Annotated in this window: 25 protein-coding genes and 2 rRNA genes (1 of these 27 running past the window's edge); 23 read left to right on the top strand and 4 right to left on the bottom strand. The window is 72.3% G+C overall.

Annotated features, from left to right (window positions below; all coding sequences use genetic code 11):
- The 3 genes from ACFQGU_RS12040 to ACFQGU_RS12030 all read left to right on the top strand — a co-directional run.
- Positions 1-1,713 (top strand): 23S ribosomal RNA (locus ACFQGU_RS12040) (it extends 1,403 nt beyond the left edge of the window).
- Positions 1,714-1,790: 77 nt separating this feature from the next.
- Positions 1,791-1,907, top strand: a 5S ribosomal RNA gene (gene rrf / locus ACFQGU_RS12035).
- Positions 1,908-2,000: 93 nt separating this feature from the next.
- The gene (locus tag ACFQGU_RS12030; RefSeq protein ID WP_386766960.1) at positions 2,001-4,319 is read left to right on the top strand and encodes a tetratricopeptide repeat protein; all 2,319 of its coding nucleotides are present in this window, start codon (positions 2,001-2,003) and stop codon (positions 4,317-4,319) included.
- Positions 4,320-4,419: 100 nt separating this feature from the next.
- Here the strand turns inward: ACFQGU_RS12030 and ACFQGU_RS12025 are convergent, their stop codons facing one another.
- Complete coding sequence (locus ACFQGU_RS12025) at positions 4,420-5,304, bottom strand: MBL fold metallo-hydrolase (RefSeq protein WP_386768269.1); 885 nt, start codon at positions 5,302-5,304, stop codon at positions 4,420-4,422.
- Between the two features lie 197 nt (positions 5,305-5,501).
- On the opposite strand from ACFQGU_RS12025, the gene ACFQGU_RS12020 reads away from it, so the two are divergent.
- The 3 genes from ACFQGU_RS12020 to ACFQGU_RS12010 are packed head-to-tail and all read left to right on the top strand — an operon-like array spanning position 5,502 to position 7,415.
- Positions 5,502-5,882, top strand: coding sequence for a single-stranded DNA-binding protein (locus ACFQGU_RS12020; protein ID WP_386766958.1), 381 nt, complete (start codon positions 5,502-5,504; stop codon positions 5,880-5,882).
- Between the two features lie 4 nt (positions 5,883-5,886).
- Positions 5,887-6,426, top strand: coding sequence for a tetratricopeptide repeat protein (locus tag ACFQGU_RS12015; protein WP_386766956.1), 540 nt, complete (start codon positions 5,887-5,889; stop codon positions 6,424-6,426).
- Positions 6,423-7,415, top strand: coding sequence for an HAD-IIA family hydrolase (locus ACFQGU_RS12010; protein ID WP_386766954.1), 993 nt, complete (start codon positions 6,423-6,425; stop codon positions 7,413-7,415). The genes ACFQGU_RS12015 and ACFQGU_RS12010 overlap by 4 nt, the downstream gene beginning before the upstream one ends.
- A 24-nt stretch (positions 7,416-7,439) precedes the next feature.
- Here ACFQGU_RS12010 and ACFQGU_RS12005 read toward each other — a convergent pair whose 3' ends face one another.
- Complete coding sequence (locus ACFQGU_RS12005; RefSeq protein ID WP_386766953.1) at positions 7,440-7,784, bottom strand: sterol-binding protein; 345 nt, start codon at positions 7,782-7,784, stop codon at positions 7,440-7,442.
- A gap of 154 nt (positions 7,785-7,938) precedes the next feature.
- Between ACFQGU_RS12005 and ACFQGU_RS12000 the strand changes: the two genes are divergently transcribed.
- From ACFQGU_RS12000 to ACFQGU_RS11965, 8 genes are all read left to right on the top strand, one after another.
- Complete coding sequence (locus tag ACFQGU_RS12000; RefSeq protein ID WP_386766951.1) at positions 7,939-8,460, top strand: polyhydroxyalkanoate synthesis protein PhaF; 522 nt, start codon at positions 7,939-7,941, stop codon at positions 8,458-8,460.
- On the top strand, positions 8,457-8,870 hold the full coding sequence (locus ACFQGU_RS11995) for a hypothetical protein (protein ID WP_386766949.1): 414 nt from the start codon (positions 8,457-8,459) through the stop codon (positions 8,868-8,870). The genes ACFQGU_RS12000 and ACFQGU_RS11995 overlap by 4 nt, the downstream gene beginning before the upstream one ends.
- 5 nt (positions 8,871-8,875) lie before the next feature.
- Positions 8,876-9,676 (top strand): TlyA family RNA methyltransferase, encoded by an 801-nt coding sequence (locus ACFQGU_RS11990; RefSeq protein ID WP_386766947.1) that lies wholly within the window; start codon positions 8,876-8,878, stop codon positions 9,674-9,676.
- Entirely contained in the window at positions 9,673-10,572 is a 900-nt protein-coding gene (locus ACFQGU_RS11985; protein WP_386766945.1) for an NAD kinase, read from the top strand. The genes ACFQGU_RS11990 and ACFQGU_RS11985 overlap by 4 nt, the downstream gene beginning before the upstream one ends.
- Positions 10,569-12,362, top strand: coding sequence for a DNA repair protein RecN (recN, locus tag ACFQGU_RS11980; protein WP_386766943.1), 1,794 nt, complete (start codon positions 10,569-10,571; stop codon positions 12,360-12,362). Before ACFQGU_RS11985 ends, recN begins: the two co-directional genes overlap by 4 nt.
- Complete coding sequence (locus ACFQGU_RS11975) at positions 12,359-14,062, top strand: DUF885 domain-containing protein (RefSeq protein ID WP_386766941.1); 1,704 nt, start codon at positions 12,359-12,361, stop codon at positions 14,060-14,062. The genes recN and ACFQGU_RS11975 overlap by 4 nt, the downstream gene beginning before the upstream one ends.
- A 372-nt stretch (positions 14,063-14,434) precedes the next feature.
- Complete coding sequence (locus tag ACFQGU_RS11970; RefSeq protein ID WP_386766939.1) at positions 14,435-16,093, top strand: CTP synthase; 1,659 nt, start codon at positions 14,435-14,437, stop codon at positions 16,091-16,093.
- 4 nt (positions 16,094-16,097) lie between these two features.
- Positions 16,098-16,802: an NUDIX domain-containing protein gene (locus tag ACFQGU_RS11965; protein WP_386766937.1), complete on the top strand. Its 705-nt coding sequence runs from the start codon at positions 16,098-16,100 to the stop codon at positions 16,800-16,802.
- A gap of 1 nt (position 16,803) precedes the next feature.
- Here ACFQGU_RS11965 and ACFQGU_RS11960 read toward each other — a convergent pair whose 3' ends face one another.
- Complete coding sequence (locus ACFQGU_RS11960) at positions 16,804-17,319, bottom strand: Lrp/AsnC family transcriptional regulator (RefSeq protein WP_386766935.1); 516 nt, start codon at positions 17,317-17,319, stop codon at positions 16,804-16,806.
- Positions 17,320-17,417: 98 nt separating this feature from the next.
- On the opposite strand from ACFQGU_RS11960, the gene ald reads away from it, so the two are divergent.
- Positions 17,418-18,536: an alanine dehydrogenase gene (ald, locus tag ACFQGU_RS11955; RefSeq protein WP_386766933.1), complete on the top strand. Its 1,119-nt coding sequence runs from the start codon at positions 17,418-17,420 to the stop codon at positions 18,534-18,536.
- 63 nt (positions 18,537-18,599) lie between these two features.
- Here ald and ACFQGU_RS11950 read toward each other — a convergent pair whose 3' ends face one another.
- A complete protein-coding gene (locus tag ACFQGU_RS11950) occupies positions 18,600-19,382 on the bottom strand; it encodes a hypothetical protein (RefSeq protein ID WP_386766931.1) in 783 nt (260 codons plus the stop codon).
- Positions 19,383-19,539: 157 nt separating this feature from the next.
- Between ACFQGU_RS11950 and xerD the strand changes: the two genes are divergently transcribed.
- The 8 genes from xerD (at position 19,540) to ACFQGU_RS11910 (ending at position 26,805) form a co-directional block, all read left to right on the top strand.
- Positions 19,540-20,526 (top strand): site-specific tyrosine recombinase XerD, encoded by a 987-nt coding sequence (gene xerD / locus ACFQGU_RS11945; RefSeq protein WP_386766929.1) that lies wholly within the window; start codon positions 19,540-19,542, stop codon positions 20,524-20,526.
- A 170-nt stretch (positions 20,527-20,696) separates the two neighbouring features.
- The gene (locus ACFQGU_RS11940) at positions 20,697-21,611 is read left to right on the top strand and encodes a ParA family protein (RefSeq protein WP_386768267.1); all 915 of its coding nucleotides are present in this window, start codon (positions 20,697-20,699) and stop codon (positions 21,609-21,611) included.
- Positions 21,608-22,069, top strand: coding sequence for a hypothetical protein (locus ACFQGU_RS11935; protein ID WP_386766927.1), 462 nt, complete (start codon positions 21,608-21,610; stop codon positions 22,067-22,069). Before ACFQGU_RS11940 ends, ACFQGU_RS11935 begins: the two co-directional genes overlap by 4 nt.
- A gap of 190 nt (positions 22,070-22,259) precedes the next feature.
- Positions 22,260-23,315, top strand: coding sequence for a segregation and condensation protein A (locus tag ACFQGU_RS11930; RefSeq protein ID WP_386766925.1), 1,056 nt, complete (start codon positions 22,260-22,262; stop codon positions 23,313-23,315).
- Positions 23,312-24,061, top strand: coding sequence for an SMC-Scp complex subunit ScpB (gene scpB / locus ACFQGU_RS11925; protein ID WP_386766923.1), 750 nt, complete (start codon positions 23,312-23,314; stop codon positions 24,059-24,061). Before ACFQGU_RS11930 ends, scpB begins: the two co-directional genes overlap by 4 nt.
- Before the next feature lie 16 nt (positions 24,062-24,077).
- Entirely contained in the window at positions 24,078-24,824 is a 747-nt protein-coding gene (locus ACFQGU_RS11920; RefSeq protein ID WP_386766921.1) for a pseudouridine synthase, read from the top strand.
- Between the two features lie 506 nt (positions 24,825-25,330).
- The gene (gene aroH / locus ACFQGU_RS11915; RefSeq protein WP_386766919.1) at positions 25,331-25,693 is read left to right on the top strand and encodes a chorismate mutase; all 363 of its coding nucleotides are present in this window, start codon (positions 25,331-25,333) and stop codon (positions 25,691-25,693) included.
- A complete protein-coding gene (locus ACFQGU_RS11910) occupies positions 25,690-26,805 on the top strand; it encodes a prephenate dehydrogenase (protein ID WP_386766917.1) in 1,116 nt (371 codons plus the stop codon). The genes aroH and ACFQGU_RS11910 overlap by 4 nt, the downstream gene beginning before the upstream one ends.
- The last annotated feature ends 63 nt before the right edge of the window (positions 26,806-26,868 follow it).

The raw sequence follows: 26,868 nt of genomic DNA, 5'->3' as shown, positions 1-26,868 counted from the left end.
GAGAAACTCCTCCGCCGAATGATCAAGGGTTCCAGGGTCAAGCTAATCTGCCCTGGGTAAGTCGGGACCTAAGGCGAGGCCGACAGGCGTAGTCGATGGACAACGGGTTGATATTCCCGTACCGGTTTTGTCGCGCCCATGCCGAACCTGGTGATGCTAAACCCTCAAAGGCAGAGGACGTCTTCGGACTGATCCTGCTGGAGACGGTGACCCGAACCAGTAGTAGGCAAGCGATGGGGTGACGCAGGAAGGTAGCTCAACCCGGGCGATGGTAGTCCCGGGGTAAGGATGTAGGGCGAGACGTAGGCAAATCCGCGTCTCATGTGCCTGAGATCTGATGCCGAGCCGATTAGGCGAAGTGAGTGATCCTATGCTGCCGAGAAAAGCCTCTAGCGAGTGACATAGCCGCCCGTACCCCAAACCGACACAGGTGATCAGGTAGAGAATACCAAGGCGATCGAGTGAACCATGGTTAAGGAACTCGGCAAAATGCCCCCGTAACTTCGGGAGAAGGGGGGCCAGGGCTGGTGACAGGTCTTGCACCTGAAGCTGGCTCCGGCCGCAGAGACCAGGCTGAAGCGACTGTTTACTAAAAACACAGGTCCATGCCAAGTCGCAAGACGATGTATATGGACTGACGCCTGCCCGGTGCTGGAACGTTAAGGGGACGGGTTAGCACGCAAGTGCGAAGCTCAGAACTTAAGCGCCAGTAAACGGCGGTGGTAACTATAACCATCCTAAGGTAGCGAAATTCCTTGTCGGGTAAGTTCCGACCTGCACGAATGGCGTAACGACTTCAGCGCTGTCTCAACCGTGGACTCGGCGAAATTGCACTACGAGTAAAGATGCTCGTTACGCGCGGCAGGACGGAAAGACCCCGGGACCTTTACTATAGCTTGGTATTGGCGGTCGGTTCGATTTGTGTAGGATAGGTGGGAGACTGTGAAGCAGGGACGCCAGTTTCTGTGGAGTCAATCTTGAAATACCACTCTGGTCGTACTGGCTGTCTAACCTAGGTCCGTGATCCGGATCAGGGACAGTGCCTGGTGGGTAGTTTAACTGGGGCGGTTGCCTCCTAAAGAGTAACGGAGGCGCTCAAAGGTTCCCTCAGCCTGGTTGGCAATCAGGTGTCGAGTGCAAGTGCACAAGGGAGCTTGACTGTGAGACCGACGGGTCGAGCAGGGACGAAAGTCGGAACTAGTGATCCGGCGTCGGCATGTGGAAGCGACGTCGCTCAACGGATAAAAGGTACCCCGGGGATAACAGGCTGATCTTCCCCAAGAGTCCATATCGACGGGATGGTTTGGCACCTCGATGTCGGCTCGTCGCATCCTGGGGCTGGAGTAGGTCCCAAGGGTTGGGCTGTTCGCCCATTAAAGCGGTACGCGAGCTGGGTTTAGAACGTCGTGAGACAGTTCGGTCCCTATCCGCCGTGCGCGTAAGAGTCTTGAGAAGGGCTGTCCCTAGTACGAGAGGACCGGGACGGACGAACCTCTGGTGTGCCAGTTGTCCTGCCAAGGGCACGGCTGGTTGGCTACGTTCGGAAGGGATAACCGCTGAAAGCATCTAAGCGGGAAGCCTGCTTCAAGATGAGGACTCTCACCGGGTTAACCGGGTAAGGCCCCCAGCTAGACCACTGGGTTGATAGGCCGGAGGTGGAAGTGCAGCAATGCATGCAGCTGACCGGTACTAATAGGCCGAGGGCTTGACTACACTTTACAAACTAGATTATGCGTCCACTGTGCGGTTCCCGAGATACGGTCGGGAAACGATCAACATCTCCATAGAGTTTCGGCGGCCATGTCGAAAGGGAAACGCCCGGTCCCATTCCGAACCCGGAAGCTAAGCCTTTCAGAGCCGATGGTACTGCGCGGGTGACTGCGTGGGAGAGTAGGACGCCGCCGGACATTCTTTCGAGACGAGGTCGCCCCAATCGGGGCGGCCTCGTTTTCGTTTATGTCGAAGTCCGGCAGCAACTGCCGGCGAACAAGGAGTGTCAGATGGCGAACGGACCACGCAGCGGCAGTAGCGGCTCGGCGGGCAAGGGCGGCAAGGGCCGTCCCGGTGCCTCGAGCGGCGGCTACAGCAAGGGCAGCGGTCGTCCGACCTCTGGCCGACCGACCTCCGGCGGGCGCCCCAGCGGCGCCGGTGCCGGCGGAGGCTACCCGCGCAGCGGCGGGCAGAGCGGTGGCGGCTACGCCCCGCGCGACGACCGCGGCTACAACGACCGCCCTCAGGGCGGCGAGCGCGCACCGCGCCGCAGCTTCGACGACCGCCCCCAGGGCGACCGTCCGCAGCGCTCGTACGGCGACCGCCCGTCCGGTGGTGGCTACCAGCAGCGCGACGACCGCGCTCCCCGTTCCTACGGAGACCGCCCCCAGGGCGACCGTCCGCAGCGTTCGTACGGCGACCGTCCGCAGGGCGACCGTCCGCAGCGGCCGGCCGGCGACCGCCCGTCCGGCGGTGGCTACCAGCAGCGCGACGACCGCGCTCCCCGTTCCTACGGCGACCGCCCCCAGGGCGACCGTCCCCAGCGCTCGTACGGCGACCGCCCCCAGGGCGACCGCCCGCAGCGCTCGTACGGCGACCGCCCCCAGGGCGACCGTCCCCAGCGCTCGTACGGCGACCGCCCGTCCGGTGGTGGCTATCAGCAGCGCGACGACCGCGCTCCCCGTTCCTACGGCGACCGCCCCCAGGGCGACCGTCCCCAGCGGCCGGCCGGCGACCGCCCGACCGGCGGTGGCTACCAGCAGCGCGACGACCGCGCGCCCCGTTCCTACGGCGACCGTCCCCAGGGCGACCGTCCGCAGCGTTCCTACGGCGACCGTCCGCAGCGTTCGTACGGCGACCGTCCGCAGGGCGACCGTCCCCAGCGGCCGGCCGGCGACCGCCCGTCCGGTGGTGGCTACCAGCAGCGCGACGACCGCGCTCCCCGTTCCTACGGCGACCGCCCCCAGGGCGACCGTCCCCAGCGTTCCTACGGCGACCGCCCGTCCGGTGGTGGCTACCAGCAGCGCGACGACCGCGCGCCCCGTTCCTACGGCGACCGTCCCCAGGGCGACCGTCCGCAGCGTTCCTACGGCGACCGTCCGCAGGGCGACCGTCCCCAGCGTTCGTACGGCGACCGCCCCCAGGGCGACCGTCCGCAGCGTTCGTACGGCGACCGCCCGCAGGGCGACCGTGGCCCGCGTCGGGACGACCGGGGTGGCCAGGGCGGCTACCAGGGTCGTGGCGGCCCGGGTGGTTACCAGGGCGGCAACCGTGGCCCGCGCCGCGACGACCGGGGTGGCCAGGGCGGCTACCAGGGACGCGACCAGCGCCCCGCCCGGGTCGAAGGTCCGGCGATCCCGGACGACGTGACCGGTCAGGAGCTCGACAAGGCGATCCGTGGCGACCTGCGCGGCCTGTCGGTCGAGGCCGCCGAGATCGTGAGCCGTCACCTCGTCATGACCCAGCGTCTGCTCGAGGACCGTCCCGACCGCGCGTGGGAGCACGCCAAGGCGGCCGTGGCCCGCGGCGGCCGGCTCGCCGTCGTCCGTGAGGCCGCCGGTGTCGCGGCGTACACGGCGGGCGAGTACGCCGATGCCCTCGCCCAGTTCCGTGCGGCCCGCCGGATCTCCGGCTCGGACAGCTACTGGCCGATCATGGCCGACTGCGAGCGCGGCCTCGGGCGTCCGGAGCGGGCGATCACGATGGCCGGTGCTCCGGAGGTCGACCGTCTCGACCGCGACGGTCGGGTCGAGATGCGCATCGTCGCGTCAGGCGCCCGTCGCGACCTCGGTCAGCTCGACGCGGCCGTCGTCACGCTGCAGTGCCCGGAGCTGAGCAGCACCAGCACCGAGTCGTGGTCCGCGCGCATCAAGTTCGCGTACGCCGACGCGCTGCTCGCTGCCGGTCGGGAGGACGAGGCGCGCGAGTGGTTCGCCAAGGCCATGGAGGCCGACGTCGCCGACGAGACCGACGCGGCCGAGCGCCTCGCCGATCTCGACGGCATCGTGTGGGTGGACACGCTCGACGGCGAGGACGACGACACCGACGATGAGGACGACGCCCTGGTCGACGGCTACGACGGGGACGACGAGGACGAGATCGAGGTCCTCGAGGCCGAGGTCGAGCAGCTCGAGGAGCGGGTCGAGGCCCTCGAGGAGCTCGTCGGCGGCGAGGGTCTCGATGACGGCTCAGAGCCGCTCGAGTCCGAGCTCGACGAGGACGCCGGAACCGACGTGGCGTTCCTCGCCCCTGCGGTCGACGACGCGTCGGTCGATCCGGAGGACGAGGTCGCCGAGCTCCTCGGCGAGTCCGACGAGGACCGCGCCTAGCCTGACCAGCACCACGCCGAAGGGCGCCGCTGCCCCACCTCACGGTGGTGGCAGCGGCGCCCTTCGCGCGTCTGCAGGTGAGCCCGCGAACGGCTGCGGCTCAGTCGTTCTCGAGCGCTGCCTGCTGGTCGAGATAGCGCCAGATGCCGTGGACGTCGGCCTCGGTGCTGCTCAGCAGCTCGAGCTTGGCCTCGACCTCGGGCAGCGCGCGCACGGCGTACCGCTCGAGGGTGCGCTCGCGCACACGGGAGACGGCGTGGTCGACGTCGAGACCGTCGGCCCGCGCCTCGCGCACGAGCTCGACCCAGAGCCGCAGCTCCTCGACCGAGCGGTCGAGCGTGGTGCCGACGTCCGAGACCGGGCCGAAGTGGCTGAACAGCAGGCGGGTCGGTCGGCGCTCGCGCATCTTCTCGAGCGAGGCGATGGCGGTCCCGAGGTCGAACTCGGGCGGCGGCGTGGCCGGGCGCAGGTCCTCGGTCTCGGGCGTCCACACGCCGGCGGCGTCGCCCGTGTAGAGGTCGCCGGTGAGGCTGTCGAGCAGGCCGACGTGGTGCCGGGCGTGGCCGGGGGAGTCGAACGACTCGAGCCGCCGGCCACCCCCGAGGTCGACCGCGTCGCCGTCGCCGAGAGCGCGTACGCGGCCGGCGTCGGTCGGCAGCAGGGGCCCGAACAGCTCGTCGAGCACCGGTCCGAACACGCGGGCGGCACTGGCGAGCAGACGGCTCGGGTCGACGAGGTGGCGAGCCCCGGCCGGGTGGACGACCACCTCGGCGTTCGGGAAGGCCGCGGCGAGGTCGCCGACGCCGCCCGCATGGTCGAGGTGGATATGGGTCACGACGATGGTGGCGAGGTCCGCGGGTCCCACGCCGAGACCGGCGAGTGCGCGTACCACCTCGCCGGCCGAGCGGGCGGCTCCCGTCTCGACCAGCGCCGGGCGCTCTCCCCGGATCAGGTAGCCCGCCGTGATGCCGTCGTACCCGCCCATCCGGGTGTCGATGAGCCAGACCTCGTCCCCGAGGTCGACCGGGTCGGTGGTGCCGGCCGCGTCGTCGTCCACAGCTCGTCCTCCTGGCGCGTCGTCCCCAGCCGGTCCCGGCGCGAGGTCCCGGCCCGTGGGCGGTCCCGCGCAGCGTACGGCCGCGTGACCGCGCCGGATGGGCGCGGCGGGCGAAGGAGGCACAGATGTCTGCAGCGACGAAGCCCCGGAGCGGCTCGGGGGACGCGGCGGGGGAGCCGGTCAACGAGGTGGTGCTCCGAGGGCGGCTCTCGGGCGACCCGGAGGACCGCGAGCTGCCCTCCGGCGACCGGGTCGTGGTGGTGCGGCTGGTCGTCGACCGGCCGCCGGGGGCCCGGGCGAGCCACGACACCCTCGACTGCGCCGCCTACGCCAGCGGCGTCCGACGGAGCCTCCTGCGCTGGCGGCACGGCGATGTCGTGGAGGTGCGCGGTTCGCTGCACCGACGGTTCTTCCGGGCGGGTGCAGGGCCCATGTCCCGTTACGAGGTGGAGGTGGCGGCGGCACGACGCGTGGCCACGGGCACGGCGCGGGGCGTGGCACCATGACCGGGTGAGCGAGCGCCCCGTCGAGCCCGCGGACGAGCGGCCGTCCGTCGTCCCCGGCGAGGTGGTGCCGCTCCTGCCGGGCGACGGTGTCCCGGTGCTGCGGATGCCGCACGGTGTGCTCGCCCCGGCGGGCGAGGCCTACGACTGGTACCGCCGGGGCAGGGCGCTGCTCGAGCAGGGGAACGCGGCAGCGGCGGCCGAGCTCTTGGCCTGGGCGGCGCGCGCCGAGCCCGGCGCGGCATCGATCCGCGAGGCCTGGGCCCGCGCGCTGTTCGACTCCCGTCGCTTCGCCGAGGCCGAGCGGGAGTTCCGGGTGCTCGTCGATCTCGTGCCCGACGACGACTACGCGCGGTTCGGGCTCGGTCTCGCCCTCTGGCGGCTCCGGATGTTCCCGGAGGCGGCCGAGCACCTGGCGATGGCCACGGTCTTGCGCCCGGACCGCACGGAGTACGCGCGGGCGCTCGGCCAGGTGCGGGCGACGATCGCCGCCCGGGTCGAGGCGGGCATGGATCCGGTGGGATCCGCGGACGAGGGACTCACGTGACCACTGACGCGCCGGGCGCTCCCGGACCGACCCTGCTCGACGTGCACGACGCCCTCCTGCTCGACCTGGACGGCGTGGTGTACGTGGGCCCGCACCCTGTGCGGCACGCCGTCGACGCGCTGCACGCCGCGGGCGCTGCCGGCGTGACGACGGCGTACGTCACGAACAACGCGGCGCGCCCTGCCTCGGTCGTGGCCGAGCACCTGCGGTCCTTCGGGCTGGAGGTGGCCGAGCACGGCGTCGTCACCTCGGCGCAGGCCGGTGCCCGCGAGGTCGCCGCCCGCGTCGCGGCGGGCAGCAGGGTCCTCGCCGTCGGCGGCCCCGGTGTCGCGCAGTCCCTGCAGGCCCGCGGGCTGGTGCCCGTGACCTCGGCCGCGGATGCACCCGTCGCCGTGCTCATGGGCTACGGCCCGGATGTCTCGTGGCGCGAGCTGGCCGAGGCGTCGTACGCGGTGGGGGCGGGCGCCCTGCTCGTGGCCACCAACCTCGACCTCAGCATCCCCACCGATCGCGGCATCGCCCCCGGCAACGGCACCCTCGTGGGGGCCGTCGTGGCCGCCACGGGGATCGCCCCGGCGGTCGTGGCGGGAAAACCTTTCGAGCCCCTCGTGCGCGAGTCGATCGAGCGCGTCGGTGCGCTGCGGCCGCTCATGGTCGGCGACCGGCTCGACACCGACATCGAGGCAGGCCACCGCAGCGGGATCCCCAGCCTGCTCGTCCTGACCGGCGTGACCGGGGTCGCCGCCCTGCTGGCTGCGCCGCCGATCCGCCGCCCCACGTTCATCGCCGCGGATCTGCGCGGGCTCGCGCTACCGCTGGCGACGGTGTCGGTCGCCGTCCCGCCCGGGGCGCCGGGGTCGGACGACGGGCTCGCCCGGCTGCGCGCGGCCTGCCGGGCGGCGTGGTCGGCCGCCGACGCCGGTGCGCCACGGCCGCCCGTCGACGAGGCGTCGCTGCTGTCCGACGTCGCGACAGCGCTGGGTCGCTGAGCGGCGGAGCGTCCGCAGCACCTCTCAGAGGAACTTCCGGAGCTCCCAGATGTCGCGGATCCGGGCGTCCACCCTGACCTTGCCGTGGCCCCACGCATGCGCGAAGTCCAGGCGGCCCTCCACGATCGACAGGAACGTGTCCGAGTCGAGCGCGAGGCGCAGGTGCGCGTCCTTGCGCGCAGCGGGGTCGATCTCGACGACGTCGACGAGCGACCCGGACTGCAGCCGTCCGGCGAACGCCGTGTCGAGGTCAGTGAAGTAGGCCGACAGCGCGCGGTCCGGGATCTTGCGCCGCGTGTCGGGGTCGAGGTCGTCCATGGAGGCGACGAGAGCCTCGAGCCCGGCGCGGACCGACTCGACGGTGGCCATCGGGGTGCACGCTCCGCAGTCGTCGGGTTGTCGGGCAGGGAGGCGAGGCTCGAGATGCCGAGCAGCCGCCCGTCGGCGACGCTATCGCAGCACCGCGCGATAGCGTGGGCGCCGGGTCACCCGGGGTGGCCCGATCCTGCAGACCGACGATGGGGTGAGCGACGTGCTCGAGGCTCTCAAGGGTTATGTCCAGCTGGCGACGGGCCTCACCGAGGTGACCGTGGCCAAGGCCCGCGAGGTCGCGAGCGCGCTGGTCAGCCAGGGCCTCGAGGTCACCGGTGCGGTGCCCGTGCCCGGCAAGGACCAGGCCGCCTCGGCCGCGACCGCAGCTGCGGGCCAGGTCGCCAAGCTCGCCGACGACCTCGTCGAGACGAGCGAGCAGAACCGCGAGCTGCTCGTCGGGCTCGTGCGCACCGAGGTCGACCGCGCGGCGGGCCGCATGGGCTTCGTCCGCGAGGAGGAGCTCGCCGCCGTCCGCCGGCACGTCTCGCGCCTGGAGTCCTCGCTCGCCGAGGTCCGCGCCCAGGTCGGTGCCGCGGCCGCCCCCGCGGCCGCCGCTGACGCCGAGCCTGCAGCGGAGGCCGAGGCCGAGCCCGAGCCCGAGGCAGCGGCAGCGGCAGCACCGCGTCCGCGCAAGAAGAAGGTCGTCGTGGCGCCCGAGGACGGCCAGGCGTGAGCGAGACCTGGGACTCGACTCCGTACGACGACGGCGCTGCGACCACCGAGGTCGTGGCGGACACGGTGATCGAGGCCGACACCGTCGTCGGGGACGTCGTCGCCGAGGGCGCTGCTGCTGCCGACGCCGTGGCGGCCGACCCGATCGACGCGATCGACGACGGCTCGGACGCCGTCGGCCCGGGCGCCGCGCACGAGCAGCAGCCGAGCGGCACGCTGGCCTTCGCGCTGTCCGCCCGGGAGCAGCTCGCCGCCCTGCCCGAGCCCGAGGTCACCGGCGACCCGCGCATCGACGCGGCCACCGCACGCCTCGGCGACCTCGCCGAGCTGCCCACCGCCGACCACGTCGCGGTCTACGACGACGTGCACCGCCGGCTGCAGGACGCCCTCGCCGACGCCGAGGTGCGCTGAGCACGGTGGCCCAGGCCCGGAGGCGGCTCGACGCCGAGCTCGTCCATCGTGGTCTCGCGCGCTCGCGCGAGCAGGCCCGCGCCCTCATCGAGGACGGACGGGTGCTGCTCGCGAACGTGGTGGCGACCAAGCCGGCCACGCAGGTCGACGCCACGGCGAGCCTCAAGGTGACCGGGGCCGAGGACGGCCCGGACTACGTCTCCCGCGGGGCGCACAAGCTCATCGGCGCTCTCGACGCCTTCGGCCTCGACGTCGCGGGGCGGCACGCCCTCGACGCGGGTGCCAGCACCGGCGGCTTCTGCGACGTGCTGCTGCGCCGCGGGATCGCGGCGGTCGTCGCCGTCGACGTCGGGTACGGCCAGCTCGCCTGGCCGGTGCGCAGCGATCCGCGTGTCACGGTGCTCGAGCGCACCAACGTGCGCGACCTCACCGCCGAGATGCTCCCCTTCGCCCCGGACCTCGTGGTGGGCGACCTCTCGTTCATCTCGCTGCGCCTCGTGCTCCCGCCGCTGGCGGCGGTCGCCACGCCCGACGCCGACCTCGCGCTCATGGTCAAGCCGCAGTTCGAGGTCGGCAAGGACCTCGTCGGAGCGGGTGGCGTCGTGCGCGACCCCGCCCTCCGGTCCGACGCGGTCCGTAGGATCGCGGTGGCGGCGTGGGACCTCGGTCTCGGCACCGCCGGCGTCGTCGCCTCGCCCCTCCCGGGCCCGAGCGGCAACGTCGAGTACTTCCTGCACCTGCGTCGTGGGGCCGAGCCGCTCGACGACGTCGACCTCGCACGCGCGATCGAGGAGGGTCCCCAGTGACCGAGCAGCCCGAGGGCTCGACCCGGCGCGTGCTGCTGGCCGTCCACGGGGTGCGTGCCGAGGCCGTCTCGGTTGCGCACGAGATCGCGCACGCGTTCGTCGCCGCAGGGATCGAGGTGCGCGCGCAGAGCGAGGTCGACATCGACCTGCCGCACGTCGAGATCGTGGGCATGGACGGCGCAGCCGAGGGGTGCGAGCTCGTCGTGGTCATCGGCGGCGACGGCACGATGCTGCGCGGCACCGAGCTCGCCCGCCCGTACGACGTCCCCATCCTCGGCATGAACCTCGGCCATGTCGGCTTCCTCGCCGAGGCCGAGCGCGACGAGACCACCACGGTGGTGGCGGCCGTGGTCGACCGCACCTGGACGGTCGAGGAGCGCACGACCCTCGAGGTCGTCGTCACCCGCGACGGCGTCGAGGTGGCGCGCACGTGGGCCCTGAACGAGGCGTCGGTCGAGAAGGACTCGCGCGAGCGCATGATCGAGATCCTCGTCGAGGTGGACGGCCGTCCGCTCTCGCGCTGGGGCGCCGACGGCGTCGTCGCCGCGACGCCGACGGGCTCCACGGCGTACGCGTTCTCCGCCGGCGGCCCGGTGGTGTGGCCCGAGGTCGAGGCGCTGCTCGTCGTCCCCATCAGCGCGCACGCGCTCTTCGCGCGCCCCCTCGTGGTGTCGCCGCGCAGCACGATCGCGGTCGAGGTGCTCTCGGGCCAGGGCGGCGGGGTCATGTGGTGCGACGGCCGGCGCCTCGTCGAGCTGCCCACCGGCTCGCGCGTCGAGATCACGCGCCACCCGTCGCCGGTGCGCTTCGCACGGCTGCACACCAAGCCGTTCACCGACCGGCTCGTCGCGAAGTTCGCCCTCCCCGTCGACGGCTGGCGAGGCACGCGCGGGTGATCGAGGAGATCCGGATCCGCGGCCTCGGCGTCATCGACGACGCCGTGGTGGAGCCGCACGCCGGCTTCACCGCGCTCACCGGTGAGACGGGGGCGGGCAAGACGTTGGTGCTCAGCGGGCTCGGCCTGCTGCTCGGCGGCAAGGCCGATGCCGGCGTCGTCCGGCCGGGCACCGAGCGAGCCGAGGTCGAGGGCCGGTTCCGGGTGCGCGAGCAGCGCGTCGTCGACCGCGTCGCCGACGCCGGGGGAGACCTCGACGACGGCGCGCTGGTCATCGCCCGCACCGTGGCGGGCGAGGGTCGCAGCCGAGCGTTCCTCGGCGGCCGATCGGTGCCGGCGTCGGTCCTGGCCGAGCTCGCCGACGACCTCGTGGCCGTGCACGGGCAGAGCGACCAGCAGCGGCTGCTGGCCCCGGCGCGCCAGCGCGGCGCGCTCGACCGGTTCGCCGGCGACGCCGTGCTGGTGCCGCGCGGGCAGTACCGGGCCGCGTACGACCGGCTGCGCGCGGTCGAGGCCGAGCTGGCCGAGATCACCGCGCACGCCCGGGAGCGCGCGCAGGAGGCCGATCTGCTGCGGCACGGTCTCGCCGAGATCGAGTCGGTGGCCCCGCAGCCCGCCGAGGGGGAGTCGCTCGCTGCCGAGTCGTCACGTCTGGGGCACGCCGAGTCGTTGCGCGAGGCGGCGTCGGAGGCCCATGCGGCGCTGCGGTCCGAGGACGGCGCCGCGTCGGAGGTCGACGCCATCGCGCTCGTGTCCGCCGCGCGGCGCGCGCTCGACGCGCAGCGCGAGCACGACTCCGAGCTCGGCTCGCTCGCCGACCGCCTCGCCGACGCCTCGGCCGCGCTCGCCGACGTCGCCGCCGAGCTGGCGTCGTACGCCGCAGGGGTCGAGAGCGATCCGCTGCGCCTCGCTGCGGTGGAGGACCGGCGGGCCGCGCTGGGCGGGCTGACCCGCAAGTACGGCGCCACGGTCGACGACGTGCTGGCCTGGGCCGAGGAGGCCGCGGGCCGCCTGCTCACGCTCGATGCGGACGACGAGCAGGTCGGGGCTCTGACCGCGGAGCGCGATCGGCTGCGCGCAGAGCTCGGACGGCTCGCCGCCGCCGTGTCGGCGGCGCGGTCGGAGGCCGCGGTGCGGTTCTCGGCGCTGGTGACCTCCGAGCTCGCCGAGCTCGCGATGCCGCACGCGGTGCTCTCGGTCGACGTGCGGCACCTCGAGCACCCGGACGGCATCGACGTCGAGATCGGCGGCGCCACCCGACGGCTGGCCTTCGGGCCCTCCGGCGTCGACGAGGTCGAGCTGCTGCTGTGTCCGCACACCGGCGCGCCGGCCCGACCGATCGCGAAGGGCGCGAGCGGCGGCGAGCTCTCCCGCGTGATGCTCGGCGTCGAGGTCGTGTTCGCAGGATCGGAGTCGGTGCCGACGCTGGTGTTCGACGAGGTCGACGCCGGTGTCGGTGGCCGCGCCGCGGTCGAGGTCGGACGCCGCCTCGCGCGGCTCGCCCGCTCCGCGCAGGTCGTCGTCGTCACGCATCTGCCGCAGGTCGCGGCGTTCGCCGACAGGCACGTCGTGGTCGTCAAGAGCGACGACGGCAGCGTCACCACCTCGGGTCTCACCGTGCTCGACGATGCCGAGCGCGTGCGCGAGCTCGGCCGGATGCTCGCGGGTCTCGAGGGGTCGGCGTCCGCCGCCGCCCACGCCCAGGAGCTGCTCGACCTCGCCGCCGCCGAACGCGCGGCGCAGATCGCGAGCCCAGCCCGCCCGTCGTCCCGGAAGAAGGCCACCGCATGAGCCAGGTGTTCGACCTCGCGTCCCGCATCGTCGACGGGACGGCCGCAGGGCACCCGATCTTCGCCACGTACATGGGCGTGCCCGGGTTCGACCACCTGCTCACCGATCAGTCGCCCGCGGCGTACGACGCCCGCGCCGAGCAGGCGCGCGGCTGGCTGGCCGAGCTCGACACGCTGCCGGTCGAGAACGACGACGACCGGCTCGCGGTCGCCGTGATGCGCGAGCGGCTCGAGTCGCGGCTCGCGGTCCACGACCTGCGGCTGCACCTGCGCGACGTCAACGTGCTCGGCTGCCCGGTGCAGCACAACCGCAACGTGTTCACGATGATGCCGACGGCGGACGACGCCGACTGGGCCGTCATCGCCGCCCGCCTCGAGCAGGTGCCGGGCGCGCTCGCCGGCCTGCGCGAGGCGTACGAGGCGGGGATCGCCGAGGGCGTGCTGCCCGCGCGCCGGCAGGTGCTCGGGGCGGCGCAGATGGCGGCGGTGTGCGCCGGGAGGGAGGCCTCGGCCGGCACGGAGCCCACGCCCTGGTTCGGCACCTACGTCGCGGGCTACGCCGGCGACGACGACGCGCTGCGCGCGCGGCTCGAGGCGTCCGCAGCCGCCGCCACGGCGGCGTACGCCGACCTCGCCGACTGGATGCGCGGCACGTACGCCGACGCCGCGGTCGACGAGGACGGCGTCGGTGCCGACGTCTACCGCACGATGGCGCGCGTCTACAGCGGCACCGACATCGACCCGCAGGAGACGTACGCCTGGGGCTGGGCCGACCTCGCCGAGATCACCCGGCGCATGAACGACTGCGCCGCCCGCCTCTACGGCGGGGTGACCCCGTTCGAGGCGATGGAACGCCTCGACGCCGACCCCGAGTGGACGATCGAGGGCGCCGAGGACGCCCGCGCCTGGCTGCAGCAGGTCACCGACGGGACGACCGCGTCGTTCAACGGCACGTACTTCGACATCCCCGACCAGATGCTGCGGTGCGAGGCGATGCTGGCGCCCGCCGGCGCCGCGGCAGCGCCGTACTACACCGCACCGAGCGAGGACTTCAGCCGCCCTGGCCGCACCTGGCTGCCGGTGGTCGACACCTCGTTCCGGAAGTGGTGGCTCCTGTCGGTCTGGTACCACGAGGCCGTTCCGGGCCACCACCTGCAGCTCGGCTACGTGAAGACCCAGACCGACCGGCTCTCGCGGTTCCAGCGGATGGAGTTCATCTCCGGCAACGGCGAGGGCTGGGCGCTGTACGCCGAGCGGCTCATGGACGAGCTCGGCTACTTCTCCGAGGCCGCGACCGAGCTGGGCTACCTCTCCAACCAGGCGCTGCGCGCCGCCCGCGTGGTGATCGACATCGGCCTGCACCTGGGCCTCGCGATCCCCGCCGACATCGACCCGGTGCTCGTCGAGGGCCTGGCCGCCGATCCGCGCGGCCGGGTCTGGGACGCCGACATCGCACGCGACTTCCTGCGGGTGCGCGGCCTGCAGACGCCGGCCTTCGCGGCCAGCGAGATCGACCGCTATCTCGGGCTGCCCGGCCAGGCCATCTGCTACAAGGTCGGGGAGCGTGAGTGGCTCGCCGCGCGCGCAGACGCCCAGGCCGCAGCAGGGGAGTCGTTCGACCTCAAGGCCTGGCACATGCGGGCGCTGGCGCTGGGATCGGTGGGCCTCTCGGTCCTGCGCGAGGAGCTCGCCCGGGTCTAGCCCCACCATGCACCGGACGGCGCATGACCGACCGCCCCGCCGTCTCGTAGCTCGGCGGATGCTCGGTCGTCCCGCCCGCGCGCTCGTCGCATGCCGCGGACCGTCACGCCGTACATGGCGCGGTACTGCGCGCGGGCGACGCTGCAGGTCGGCGGGATGCTCGCCGACACGCCGACACGCCGACTCGCCGACGCCCGGTCCGACGACGACCTCCGCGTCACCCGCTCCGACCGGCACATCCGTCACACCGACCCCAACGGGCACGTCCACCCCGGCCCCCGACGCGCTCCCCGCGACCGTTCCGGGCGCAGACACGCCGTCGGTCCCGGAGACGGTCGGACCGTCGGCGGCCCCCTGATAGCCTGGACCCCCGTGGGCCACACGACTAAGCACCTCTTCGTCACCGGCGGCGTCGCCTCCTCTCTCGGCAAGGGCCTCACGGCCTCCTCGCTCGGGAACCTTCTGAAGTCGCGCGGTCTCCGCGTGACGATGCAGAAGCTGGATCCGTACCTCAACGTCGATCCGGGCACGATGAACCCGTTCCAGCACGGCGAGGTGTTCGTCACGAACGACGGCGCCGAGACCGACCTGGACGTCGGCCACTACGAGCGCTTCCTCGACGTCGACCTGCACGGGTCGGCCAACGTGACGACGGGCCAGGTCTACTCGCAGGTCATCGCCAAGGAGCGCCGCGGCGAGTACCTCGGCGACACGGTGCAGGTGATCCCGCACATCACCAACGAGATCAAGTCGCGCATCCGCCGGATGGCCGGGCCCGAGGTCGACGTCGTCATCACCGAGGTCGGCGGCACGGTCGGCGACATCGAGTCGCTTCCGTTCCTCGAGGCGATCCGTCAGATCCGGCACGAGATCGGCCGCGACAACGTCTTCTTCCTGCACGTCTCGCTGCTGCCCTACATCGGGCCGTCGGGCGAGCTGAAGACCAAGCCGACCCAGCACTCCGTCGCCGCGCTGCGCAACATCGGTATCCAGCCCGACGCGATCGTGCTGCGCGCCGACCGCGAGGTGCCGGCGAGCATCAAGCGCAAGATCTCGCTCATGTGCGACGTCGACGTCGAGGCCGTCGTGGCCGCGGTCGACGCGCCGAGCATCTACGACATCCCGAAGGTGCTGCACAGCGAGGGACTCGACGCCTACGTCGTGCGCCGCCTCGACCTGCCGTTCCGCGACGTCGACTGGACCGCGTGGGACCAGCTGCTGCGCCGCGTGCACCACCCCGCTCACGAGGTGACGGTCGCGCTCGTCGGCAAGTACGTCGACCTGCCGGACGCCTACCTCTCGGTCACCGAGGCGCTGCGCGCCGGCGGCTTCGCCAACGACACCCGCGTGAACATCCGCTGGGTCACCTCGGACGACTGCGTCACCCCGGAAGGCGCCGAGCGCCTGCTCGGCGACGTCGACGCCGTGTGCGTGCCGGGCGGCTTCGGAGTGCGCGGCATCGAGGGCAAGCTCGCGGCGCTGCGCTTCACGCGCGAGCGCGGCATCCCGACCCTCGGCCTCTGCCTCGGCCTGCAGTGCATGGTGATCGAGTACGCGCGCACGATGTGCGGCCTCGAGAACGCCGGCTCGACCGAGTTCGACGAGGCCACGCCGTACCCGGTGATCTCCACGATGGCCGACCAGCGCGACGTCGTGGCCGGCGAGCGCGATATGGGCGGCACGATGCGCCTCGGTCTCTACCCGGCCAAGCTCGCGGACGGATCGATCGTGCGCGAGGTGTACGGCGAGCCGTACATCGACGAGCGCCATCGGCACCGGTACGAGGTCAACAACGACTTCCGCGGCCAGCTCGAGGAGGCCGGGCTCTGGTTCTCCGGCACCTCGCCCGATGGGCGCCTCGTGGAGTTCGTCGAGCTCCCGCGCGAGGCGCACCCGTACTACGTCGCGACCCAGGCCCACCCCGAGCTGCGTTCGCGCCCGACCAAGGCGCACCCGCTGTTCCGCGGACTCATCGCTGCGGCGAACGCACGTCGCGGCGTCACGGTGTCGCTCACCGACGTCAACGTCTGACGGCGTGAGCGAGGCCCCGTACGTCCTGCCGCCGACGTGGCCGGGCGACCCGTCGTCGCTGACCGACGAGGTCGACGAGCGCGCCCTCCTCGAGACCGAGCTGATCCACGCCGGGATGGTGTGGGACCTGCGCCGCGACACCGTCGACCTCGGTGACGGGCAGACCGTCCGTCGCGAGTTCGTGCAGCACCCGGGCGCCGTCGGCGTCCTCGCCCTCGACGACCACGACCGCGTGCTCCTCATCCGGCAGTACCGCCACCCCGTCGGCATGTCGCTGTGGGAGCCGGTCGCCGGGCTGCTCGACGTCGCCGACGAGTCGCCGCAGGCGGGCGCCGCCCGAGAGCTCGTCGAGGAGGCGGGGCTCGTCGCCGCGCGCTGGGACGTGCTCGTGGATCTGGAGAACTCGCCGGGCGGATCGAGCGAGACGATCCGGTGCTACCTCGCGCGCGACCTCGCGCCCGCGCCGGGCGGCCGACCGCCGGGGGACGGCGAGGAGCGCGACCTGCCGGTCGCGTGGGTGCCGCTCGAGGAGGCTGTGCTCGCGGTGCTCGCCGGTCGGCTCACCGCACCGCTGACGGTCGCGGCCACCCTTGCCGCGCTCGCGGCGCGCTCGGCCGGCTGGTCGACGCTGCGCGCGGCCGACGCCGCGTGGCCCGCGCGGGAGCGGGTCGCCGGATCAGGCCGCGCCCGGATCTACCGCTCCTCCTGAGCTACAGCGGGATCCCCGCGCCGGGGAAGTGCTCGAACACCAGGCTGGTCTGGGTCGACTCCGTCTCCGGCCGCGCCGACAGGTTCTGGGTGACGAAGTCGCGCAGGCCCTCGGAGTCCGACGCTGCCACGTGCACGAGGAAGTCGAACGCCCCGGCGACGAAGTAGACGTTGAGCACGCCGGGCTCGTGCGCGAGGCGCTTGCCGAACTCGAGCAGCGCCCCCCGCGCGCCGGGTCGCACCCGAACCGACACCATCGCCTGCAGACCCGCGCCGACCTTCGCGTGGTCGACGTCGGCCCGGAAACCGCGGATCACGCCCCTCTTCACGAGGTTCTGGGTGCGCATGAGGCAGGTCGAGGGCGCGATGCCGAGGCGCTCGGCGAGCACGTTGTTGGGCAGGCGCCCCTCGCGGACGAGCTCGGAGAGGATCTCCCGGTCGACGGCGTCGAGAGGCTTCTGCACCGGATTCGAGGGTGTGGGGCGCTTGACCGGCTTCTTCGAACGTGGTTCGGGCATGGACGTAATGTACCGAACGAACTGCACCCGAACTACCCGAGTTGCGGCTCTGGCTTCATCATCCTCCGCAGGAGCAATCAGCGCATCGGAGGCATGTCGTGAAGGTCGGAATCCCCCGCGAGGTCAAGAACCACGAGTACCGCGTGGCCATCACCCCGGCCGGCGTGTTCGAGCTCGTGAAGAACGGCCACGAGGTCTACATCGAGCACGACGCAGGTGTCGGCTCCTCGATCACCGACGACGAGTACGTCGCCGCGGGCGCGACCATCCTCCCCACGGCGGACGACGTCTGGGCGACCGGCGACCTCATCCTCAAGGTGAAGGAGCCCGTCGCGGAGGAGTACCACCGCATGCGCTCGGGCCAGACCCTCTTCACCTACCTGCACCTCGCCGCGGGCCGCGCCTGCACCGAGGCGCTCATCAACAACGGCGTCACCGCGATCGCCTACGAGACCGTCGAGCTGCCCGACCGCTCGCTGCCGCTGCTCGCGCCGATGTCCGAGGTGGCCGGCCGGCTCGCCCCGCAGGTCGGTGCCCACGCGCTCATGCGCGCCAACGGCGGCCGTGGCGTGCTCATGGGCGGCGTGTCCGGCACCTACGCCGCGAAGGTCGTCGTCCTCGGTGGTGGCGTCTCCGGCCAGAACGCCGCGGCGATCGCGCTCGGCATGCAGGCCGAGGTGCTCCTGCTCGACCTCAACATCGCCCGCCTCCGCCAGATGGACGCGATCTACCAGGGTCACGTGCAGACGATCGCGTCGAACTCGTTCGAGATCGAGCGCGCCGTCCTCGACGCCGACCTGGTCATCGGCGCGGTGCTCGTCCCCGGCGCCAAGGCCCCCAAGCTCATCAGCAACGAGCTCGTGTCGCGGATGAAGCCGGGATCGGTCCTCGTCGACATCGCCATCGACCAGGGCGGCTGCTTCGAGGACTCGCGCCCCACCACGCACGCGGACCCGACGTACGCCGTGCACAACTCGGTCTTCTACTGCGTCGCGAACATGCCGGGTGCGGTGCCGAACACCTCGACGTACGCGCTCACCAACGTGACGCTGCCGTACGCCGTGGCGCTCGCGAACAAGGGCTGGAAGAAGGCGCTGGCGGACGACACGTCGCTCGCGCTCGGCCTCAACACCCACGCCGGCCAGATCACCTACGGCGCCGTGGCCGAGGCGTTCCCCGACCTCCCCGCCACCACGCTGGAGTCGGTCCTCGCCTGACCCGCATCACGCCCGACGACGGGCCGGCTCCCTCACGGGAGCCGGCCCGTCGCGCATCGCCGCTCAGAGCGCTGCTCCGATGGGCACGGCGCGCAGATCGAAGGAGAGCGGCAGGCTCACGAGGTCGCCGGCGTCGATGTCGTGCACCCGCAGCAGCAGCCGCGCGCCCGAGTCCATCGTGACGGTCTCGGCGATCGGGATGGGCTTGCCGCAGAGCGTCGCGGCAACCGGACGCTGCAGGATGACCGGGTCCACGTCGATCGCGCTTCGTACGACCGCAAGTGCCAGCAGGTAGCCCGAGGCGCTGCTGGGGGAGCACGGCACCATGAGCGTTCCGGTGAGGCGGTACGTGCCCGGAGCAGCACCGTCCGACGACAGCGCTCCGGGCAGCCATCCCGGGTTCGAGGTCTGGCGGATGCTGGTGCGCACGAAGGTGAAGCGCGGCACCGGCGCCAAAGCGGCGATCTCGGCCGCGGTGCGGCCCTGGAGCTTCGCGGCGTCCACCGCCGTCCGAGCGGCGGCGACGAGGGCGGCGGCGTCCATGCCGTCGAGCTTGTCCGCGTGGAGGTTGACGACCTTGCCGGTGGCGTTGGTGGCGAACGGCGCCGAGGTGCTGCTCGACGTCGTCAGCCGCAGGGCGGGGCCGGCGCCGTCGTTGCTGATGGTCGTGGGTGCAGACGCGGTGTTGACCCTGCCGAGGACGAGGCCCGAGCCGGTCGCGGCGAACGACGCCGCGTCGATGGTGACGAGGAAGGCGGCGGCGAGGGCCGAGGCGATCAGCAGCGGGCGCCGCAGTCGTCGGGGTGCACGGCAGGCGGGTGAGTCCGGTGTAGGGGCGTCGCTCACGGGGTCTCCTCGGGTCGGGGTGTGGCGAGGACCGTGACCGGAGGCTGCGACCGGGCCACGCTCGGGCCCGTTCGCGATGTGGACGACACGCGCACCGCCGCGCACTGGGGACGGGTGGTCGCGGCCCGTCGTCCGTTATGTCAGGTACGGTCGTGATGTGAGCGACCAGCAGGACGGCGGTGAGTCCGTCGGCGACGTCACCGAGGCGGCCCCGGCCCGGCCGTCCGCCCTCGCCCGCGCCGTCACCCTCTACCTCGACCACCTGGCGGTGGAGCGCGGTCTCGCCCCCAACTCGCTGGTCGCCTACCGCCGCGACCTCGCCCGCTACCTCGCCTGGACGTCGTCCCGCGGGATCACCGAGCCCGACCAGGTGACCGAGACCGACATCAGCGACTTCCTCCTCGCGCTCCGAGCCGGCGACGCCGAGCACAGGCCCCTGGCCGCCTCGAGCGCGGGCCGCACGGTGGTTGCCGTGCGCGGCTTCCACCGGTTCGCCGCGCGGGAGGGCCTCACCACCTCGGACCCGGGCAAGGAGGTGCGGCCGCCCAGCCAGACCCGCAAGCTGCCCAAGGCCATCTCGGTCGCCGAGATCGAGGCCATCCTCGCCGCCGCCGGGGGAGAGGGCGCGGCCCGCGAGCTGCGCGACCGGGCGCTGCTCGAGGTGCTGTACGGCACCGGTGCGCGCATCTCCGAGGCGATCGGCCTCGACGTCGACGACCTCGACCTCGACTCCGCCTCTGTGCTGCTGCGCGGGAAGGGCTCCAAGGAGCGCCTCGTGCCCGTCGGGCGGATGGCGGTCGCAGCCGTGGAGGCCTATCTCGTGCGCGGCCGTCCGGTGCTCGTGGCTGCCGGCACGGGCAGCCCGGCGCTGTTCCTCAACGCCCGCGGGGGCCGGCTCACGCGGCAGAGCGCCTGGACGGTGCTCGCCGCGGCGGTCGAGCGCGCGGGGGTCACCGCGGACGTCTCGCCGCACACGCTGCGGCACAGCTTCGCCACGCACCTGCTCGACGGCGGGGCCGACGTGCGCGTGGTGCAGGAGCTCCTGGGGCACGCCTCGGTGACGACGACCCAGATCTACACCCTGGTGACGGTCGACAGGCTGCGCGAGGTCTACGCGCTCGCGCATCCCCGCGCTCGGTCCTGACAGGCCTCTGACCTGCGGTTTCGCGGCGCTCGCCCGCGCCCGGATGCCCCCGGACGGCTGACCGGTCACGCCCGCGTCTTGCCTCCGGCGCGCGGACGCGCCTAGGGTGACGCTCCATCGCCAAGGCGATCAGGATTTCTATCGCGACAGAGACGAGTCTGCTTGTGACTATGTCGACAAACGCGGCCGAGCCGGACCCGGCTCCCGCGGACGACAGCCCGACGCCAGGTCTCCCGGCCGCCGGCACCGAGCCCGTCGAGCTCGACGCGACGCTGCGGCCCAAGCAGGTGTTCCCCGAGCCGCCGGTGCTGGAGTCGCACGGACCCGCACGCGTCATCGCCCTGTGCAACCAGAAGGGCGGCGTGGGCAAGACCACCACCACGATCAACCTCGGGGCCGCGCTCGCCGAGGCGGGCCGTCGGGTCCTGGTCGTCGACTTCGACCCGCAGGGGGCGCTCTCGGTCGGGCTCGGGGTCAACCCGCACGAGCTCGACCTCACCGTCTACAACCTGCTCATGCAGCGCGACGTGGCCATCGAGGACGTCCTGCTCAAGACCTCCGTCGCCGGCCTGGACCTGCTGCCGGGCAACATCGACCTGTCCGCCGCCGAGGTGCAGCTGGTCTCGGAGGTCGCCCGGGAGCAGACCCTCGCCCGCGTGCTCGCGCCGGTGCTGGGGGAGTACGACATCGTCCTGATCGACTGCCAGCCCTCCCTGGGCCTGCTGACGGTCAACGCGCTGGCCGCGGCCGACGGCGTGATCATCCCGCTGGAGTGCGAGTTCTTCGCCCTGCGCGGTGTAGCCCTGCTCATGGACACCATCTACCGCGTCCAGGAACGGATTAACCCTCGACTTGAGGTTGAGGGAATTCTAGCCACGATGTACGACAGCCGCACCTTGCACAGCCGCGAGGTCCTGGCCCGGGTTGTCGAGGCGTTCGACGACAAGGTGTTCCACACGGTCATCGCCCGCACGGTCCGATTCCCCGAGACGACCGTCGCGGGCGAGCCCATCACGACGTACGCATCGAGCTCGACGGGCGCCGCGGCGTACCGCCAGCTCGCGAGGGAGGTGCTGGCACCATGAGCCGACGCGCGACGCTGCCCGGGGCGGACGAGCTGTTCCGCCGTACGTCGGACGCACCGGCGCCCGAGCCGGACACCGACTCCTCGGCCGACCCGGCACCTGCCGTCGTGGCCCTGGCGCCGACGCCCGCCGAGACCCGGTCGCAGGCCGCTGAGGTCGCACCTGCCGGCGCGACGGTCGCCGGCACCCCGACCCGGGTGCGCACGACGCCCAAGCGCCGCCAGCGTCCGGGCGATCTGCGCCCGACGGGTCGCGAGCGGCACGAGGAGAAGATCACCGTCTACGTCTCGCCGGAGGAGCTCGTCGCCCTCGAGCAGGCCAAGCTCGCCCTGCGAGCCCAGCACGGCATGGCCGTGGACCGCGGCCGGATCGTGCGGGAGGCGGTGGCCGTGGTGATCGCCGACCTGGAGGCCAAGGGCGACGAGAGCATCCTCGTCCGTCGCCTGCGCGGTCTCTGAACGCGACCCCGATGACCTCTGACCTGCGTCGTCGCAGGTCAGAGGTCATCGATCTGTCGACACAGCGATTCATCGGCCGGAGTGCGGGAACCCGCTGACCGGCCGGGCGGCCGTCGTCCCGGAGCGACGCGCCGGACGGTCACCGTCGGGCGAGCAGCCGCGCTGCGCTGCGGAAGGTAGGTTTCCGCGCGTGATCGACGTCCTCGCCTCCGACCCGACCGGGGCCGCCCCCGCCACGGGTGCGGTGCCCGGCGACGACGTCGTGATGACGCAGGACCAGGGCCCCGACGGCGAGGTCAGCGGCCCCCCGGACGCCCCGCCGGCGGAGCCCAGCGACAGCTTCTCGGTGCGGCTCGACGAGTTCGAGGGCCCGTTCGACCTCCTGCTCTCGTTGATCGCCAAGCACAAGCTCGACGTCACGGTGCTCGCGCTGCACACCGTGATCGACGACTTCCTCGCGCACATCCGGGCCCGTGGGCCCGAGTGGGACCTCGACGAGGCCACCGAGTTCCTCGTCGTGGCCGCGACTCTGCTCGACCTCAAGGCCGCTCGGCTGCTCCCGTCCGGCGAGGTCGAGGACGAGGAGGACCTCGCCCTGCTCGAGGCCCGTGACCTGCTCTTCGCGCGGCTGCTGCAGTACAGGGCTTTCCGCGACGTCTCCGAGCTGCTGGGGGAGATGCTCCGCACGGGAGCACGCCGCCGCCCCCGCACGGCCGGCCTCGACCCTGAGTACTCCGACCTCCTACCCGAGGTGCTGATCGGTCTCGGCCCGGCCGAGTTCGCTGCGCTTGCGGCTCGGGCGCTTGCACCGAAACCGGTTGCGTCCGTTGGCATATCGCACATCCATGCCCCGCGCGTGAGCGTGCGTGAGCAGGCCGCGGTGCTCGTGGACCGGCTGCGCCGGAACCCCTCGCAGACCTTCCGGCACCTCACCGCCGACTGCGACACCACGCTGCTCGTGGTGGCGCGCTTCCTGGCCCTGCTCGAGCTCTATCGCGAGGGATCGGTCGCGTTCGACCAGGTCGACCCCCTCGGGGAGCTCCACATCCGGTGGACGGGGCCCGCCGACGGCGAGGTGGCCGTGGCGGCCGAGGAGTACGAGGGCAGCCCGGTCGCGGAGCCCGAGCCCGAGGCCGCGGCCGAGGTCACAGACCAGGACATCGCAGACATCTCGGGCGTCGTGCTCGGCGACGACGAGGACGCGGACCCGATCGACCAGCACAGGAGCCCGGAGGCCGACGCGTGACCGACCCCGACGTGACCGAGCAGGCCCAGCAGCCCCCCGTGGAGGCGCTGGAGGCCGCGACGACGTCCGAGGACGCCCCGACGCCCCCGGAGGCCGCAGAGGCGCCCGCACGCGCCTCCGAGCGCCCCGCGGCGGACGCCGACGAGGCGTCGGAGCCGGACGGCACCGACGAGGACGACCAGCCGAGCGACACCCTGGGAGCCCCCACTCTCGACGCCGCCCTCGAGGCCGTGCTCCTCGTGACCGACGAGCCCCTGGACATCCCGACGCTCGCCACGATCGTCCGGCGCACCACCGCCGAGGTCGAGGAGGCCGTCCGGAGCCTGTCCGCCGGCTATGCCGAGGCGGGCCGGGGGTTCGACCTGCGCGAGGTCGCCGGCGGCTGGCGGTTCTACACGCGCGCGGACTGCTCCGAGGTCGTGGAGCGGTTCGTGCGTGACGGGCAGCAGGCCAAGCTCACCCAGGCCGCCCTGGAGACCCTCGCCGTGGTCGCGTACCGGCAGCCCGTCAGCCGGGCGCGCATCTCCGCCGTGCGCGGGGTGAACGTCGACGGCGTCATCCGCACGCTCACGAGCCGGGGGCTCATCGGCGAGGCGGGGCACGACCCGACGAGCCAGGCGATCCTGTACCGGACCACGGACCTGTTCCTCGAGCGGCTGGGGATCACCGACCTGGCAGAGTTGCCCCCGGTGGCTGACTACCTGCCGGACATTGAACTACTTGATGCACTAGCCGACGAAATGTGAAGTTGAGGTTGAGACTGTGAGCCCCCAAGCGTCGTCCGAGACGGGTGTCCGTCTGCAGAAGGTCCTGGCCGCGGCCGGGATCGGTAGCCGGCGCGCGTGCGAGGAGATGATCGACGAAGGCCGGGTCGAGGTCGACGGCCGGATCGTGCTCGAGCAGGGCCTGCGCGTGGACCCCTCGAGCGCGGTCATCAAGGTCGACGGGATGCGCATCCCCACGGCCCCCGGGCACGTCGTGCTCGCGCTCAACAAGCCGCGTGGCGTGCACTCCACCATGAGCGACGACCGCGGCCGGCCCTGCGTAGGGGACTACCTGAAGGGGCGCAAGGAGCGGCTCTTCCACGTCGGCCGTCTCGACGCCGACACCGAGGGTCTGCTCCTCCTGACCAACGACGGCGACCTCGCCCAGCGGCTCGCCCACCCCTCGCACGGCGTCACCAAGACCTACCTCGCCCAGGTGCGGGGGACCATCCCGCGCGACCTCGGCCGTCGGCTCCGCGACGGAGTCGAGCTCGAGGACGGCATCGTGCGCGTGGACCGGTTCCGGATCGTCACCTCCGCCCCCGGCCGGAGCCTCGTCGAGCTGGTGCTGCACGAGGGTCGCAAGCACATCGTCCGACGCCTCCTCAAGGAGGTCGGGCACCCCGTCGAGGGGCTGGTCCGGGTCAAGGTCGGTCCGATCGGTCTCGGCGATCTGCGCTCGGGCAAGGTGCGCACGCTGTCGATCCAGGAGGTCGGCGAGCTCTACGCCGCCGTCGGGCTCTAGCGGCCCCGAGGGCCGATCGACGCTGCATCGACCGAGCGAGCAACCGCTAGAACGCTTCGTCGACAAATCGGTCTGCCCGGCATCTTCTCCGTTGACGACAAGTCGACTGTGACCCCTACGGTCGCATTCCCTAGCATGTCGACAAAACGCTATCAGCCCTCAGCATGGGTCCGAGCTCCCTGCCGGCGTTGCCACTATCTGCCCAGGTCAGGGGGCCAGGTCGAGCTCAGCAGCGCGCCCGTGGGCCAGGACGGGCCGGCACCGGCCGACGACCAGGGCGATGCCGACGGGGGAGCAGTCGCTTCCGCGCACGCGGTGCTGGATCCGGCTCCTGGTGATGGATCGCCAAGTCGCATTGCTGAGAAGACGTTAGATCGACAAAAGGCTAAAATGGCAGGTCGCTCCAACGACTGATGGCTGAAGCGATGGGGCGGCTCATCGGTGAGTCATCAAGGAGAGTGATCGCTGGATCGCTAAGGTGAGCCGTCGACCGAAAGGGGTCCACCGTGTCCGTCCGAGCGCTGCGTGGCGCCACCCGCCTGTCTGCCGACGACCCGGCCGAGATGACCGACGCGGTCGTCGAGCTGGTGAGTGCCCTGCTCGAGCGCAACGGGCTGGACCGGGCCGATCTGATCTCGGTGATCTTCACCTCCACGCCGGACCTGGTCTGCATGTTCCCGGCGGCCGCAGCGCGGGGGATCGGGCTCGGGGACGTGCCGCTCATCTGCGCCCAGGAGATCGCCGTACCCGGCGCGCTGTCCCGGGTCGTGCGCGTGATGGCGCACGCCGAGATGGACGTGCCGCGGTCCGAGGTGGTCCACGTCTACCTGCGCGGCGCCGAGGCGCTGCGCCAGGACCTCGCCCAGTGACCGGTGTGGTCCCGGTGCCGGGCGACGCGCCCACCTCTACGGCTGGCCCGGTGCTGGTGATCGGGACGGGGCTCATCGGCGCGTCGGTGGCGCTCGCTCTGCGCGAGCGGGGGACGGAGGTCTGGCTCCAGGACCGCGACCCGGAGGCGCTGAGCGTCGCCGTGGAGCGGGGCGCGGGGCTGCCACGGCCCGCTGCGGGGGAGCCGGCCCTGGTGATCGTGGCCGTCCCGCCCGCCGCGGCGCCGTCAGTCGTAATCGAGGTACTTCGAAGCACTGTCAACGCGACAGTGAGTGACGTGGTGAGCACCAAGGCTAGACTTCAGCGGGAGATCGAGACTTCAGGGCTGGATGCGTCCGCGATCGCTCGATTCGTCCCTGGGCATCCCATGGCTGGGCGCGAGGTGTCCGGTCCGGCGGCAGCGCGGGCCGATCTGTTCGCCGACCGGGTGTGGGCGCTGACGCCGTCCGCGGCCACGGACCTCACACGCACGCGGCAGGTCGCCGCCCTGGTGGAGTCCCTGGGAGCGGTGCCGGTGATCACCTCGCCCGATGAGCACGACCGTGCGGTGGCGCTCACCTCGCACACGCCGCAGGTGGTCGCCTCCACGGTGGCCGCAGGGCTGGCGGACCTCGGCGACACCGGCGTACGGCTCTCCGGCCAGGGCCTGCGCGATGTCACCCGCCTCGCAGCCTCCGACCCCGGCCTGTGGGCCGAGATCCTCGCCAGCAACGCCGAGCCGGTGGCTGGTGCGCTCGACTCGCTCATCGACCGCCTGGCGGCGGTGCGGGACGGGCTGCGGGCGGGGGAGGCGGGCGCGGCAGCGGTGCGGACGTCCCTCGAGGCAGGCGTCGTCGGTCACCGGCGCGTGCCGGGCAAGCACGGCGCTGCACCCGTCACCTGGGCCGTCGTCGCGGTCTCGGTCGCCGACCGCCCGGGCGAGCTCGGGCGGCTGTTCGCCGACGCGGGCGCCACGGGGGTCAACCTCGAGGACGTGCGGATCGAGCACGCCCAGGGCCGTCCGACAGGGCTGGTGGAGCTCGAGGTGTCGCCCGAGTCGGCGTCGAGCCTTGCCGACGGTCTGCGGACGACGGGCTGGGACGTCCGCTTCTGAGCGCGGTCGCACGCCTCTGACCTGCACTGTTGCCTCTCCTGACGCCGTATCGGCAGGTGGTTT

The organism is Longivirga aurantiaca (genome assembly GCF_042660085.1).
Lineage (GTDB): Bacteria > Actinomycetota > Actinomycetes > S36-B12 > CAIYMF01 > Longivirga > Longivirga aurantiaca.
This window is presented reverse-complemented; position numbering and strand designations above follow the sequence as displayed.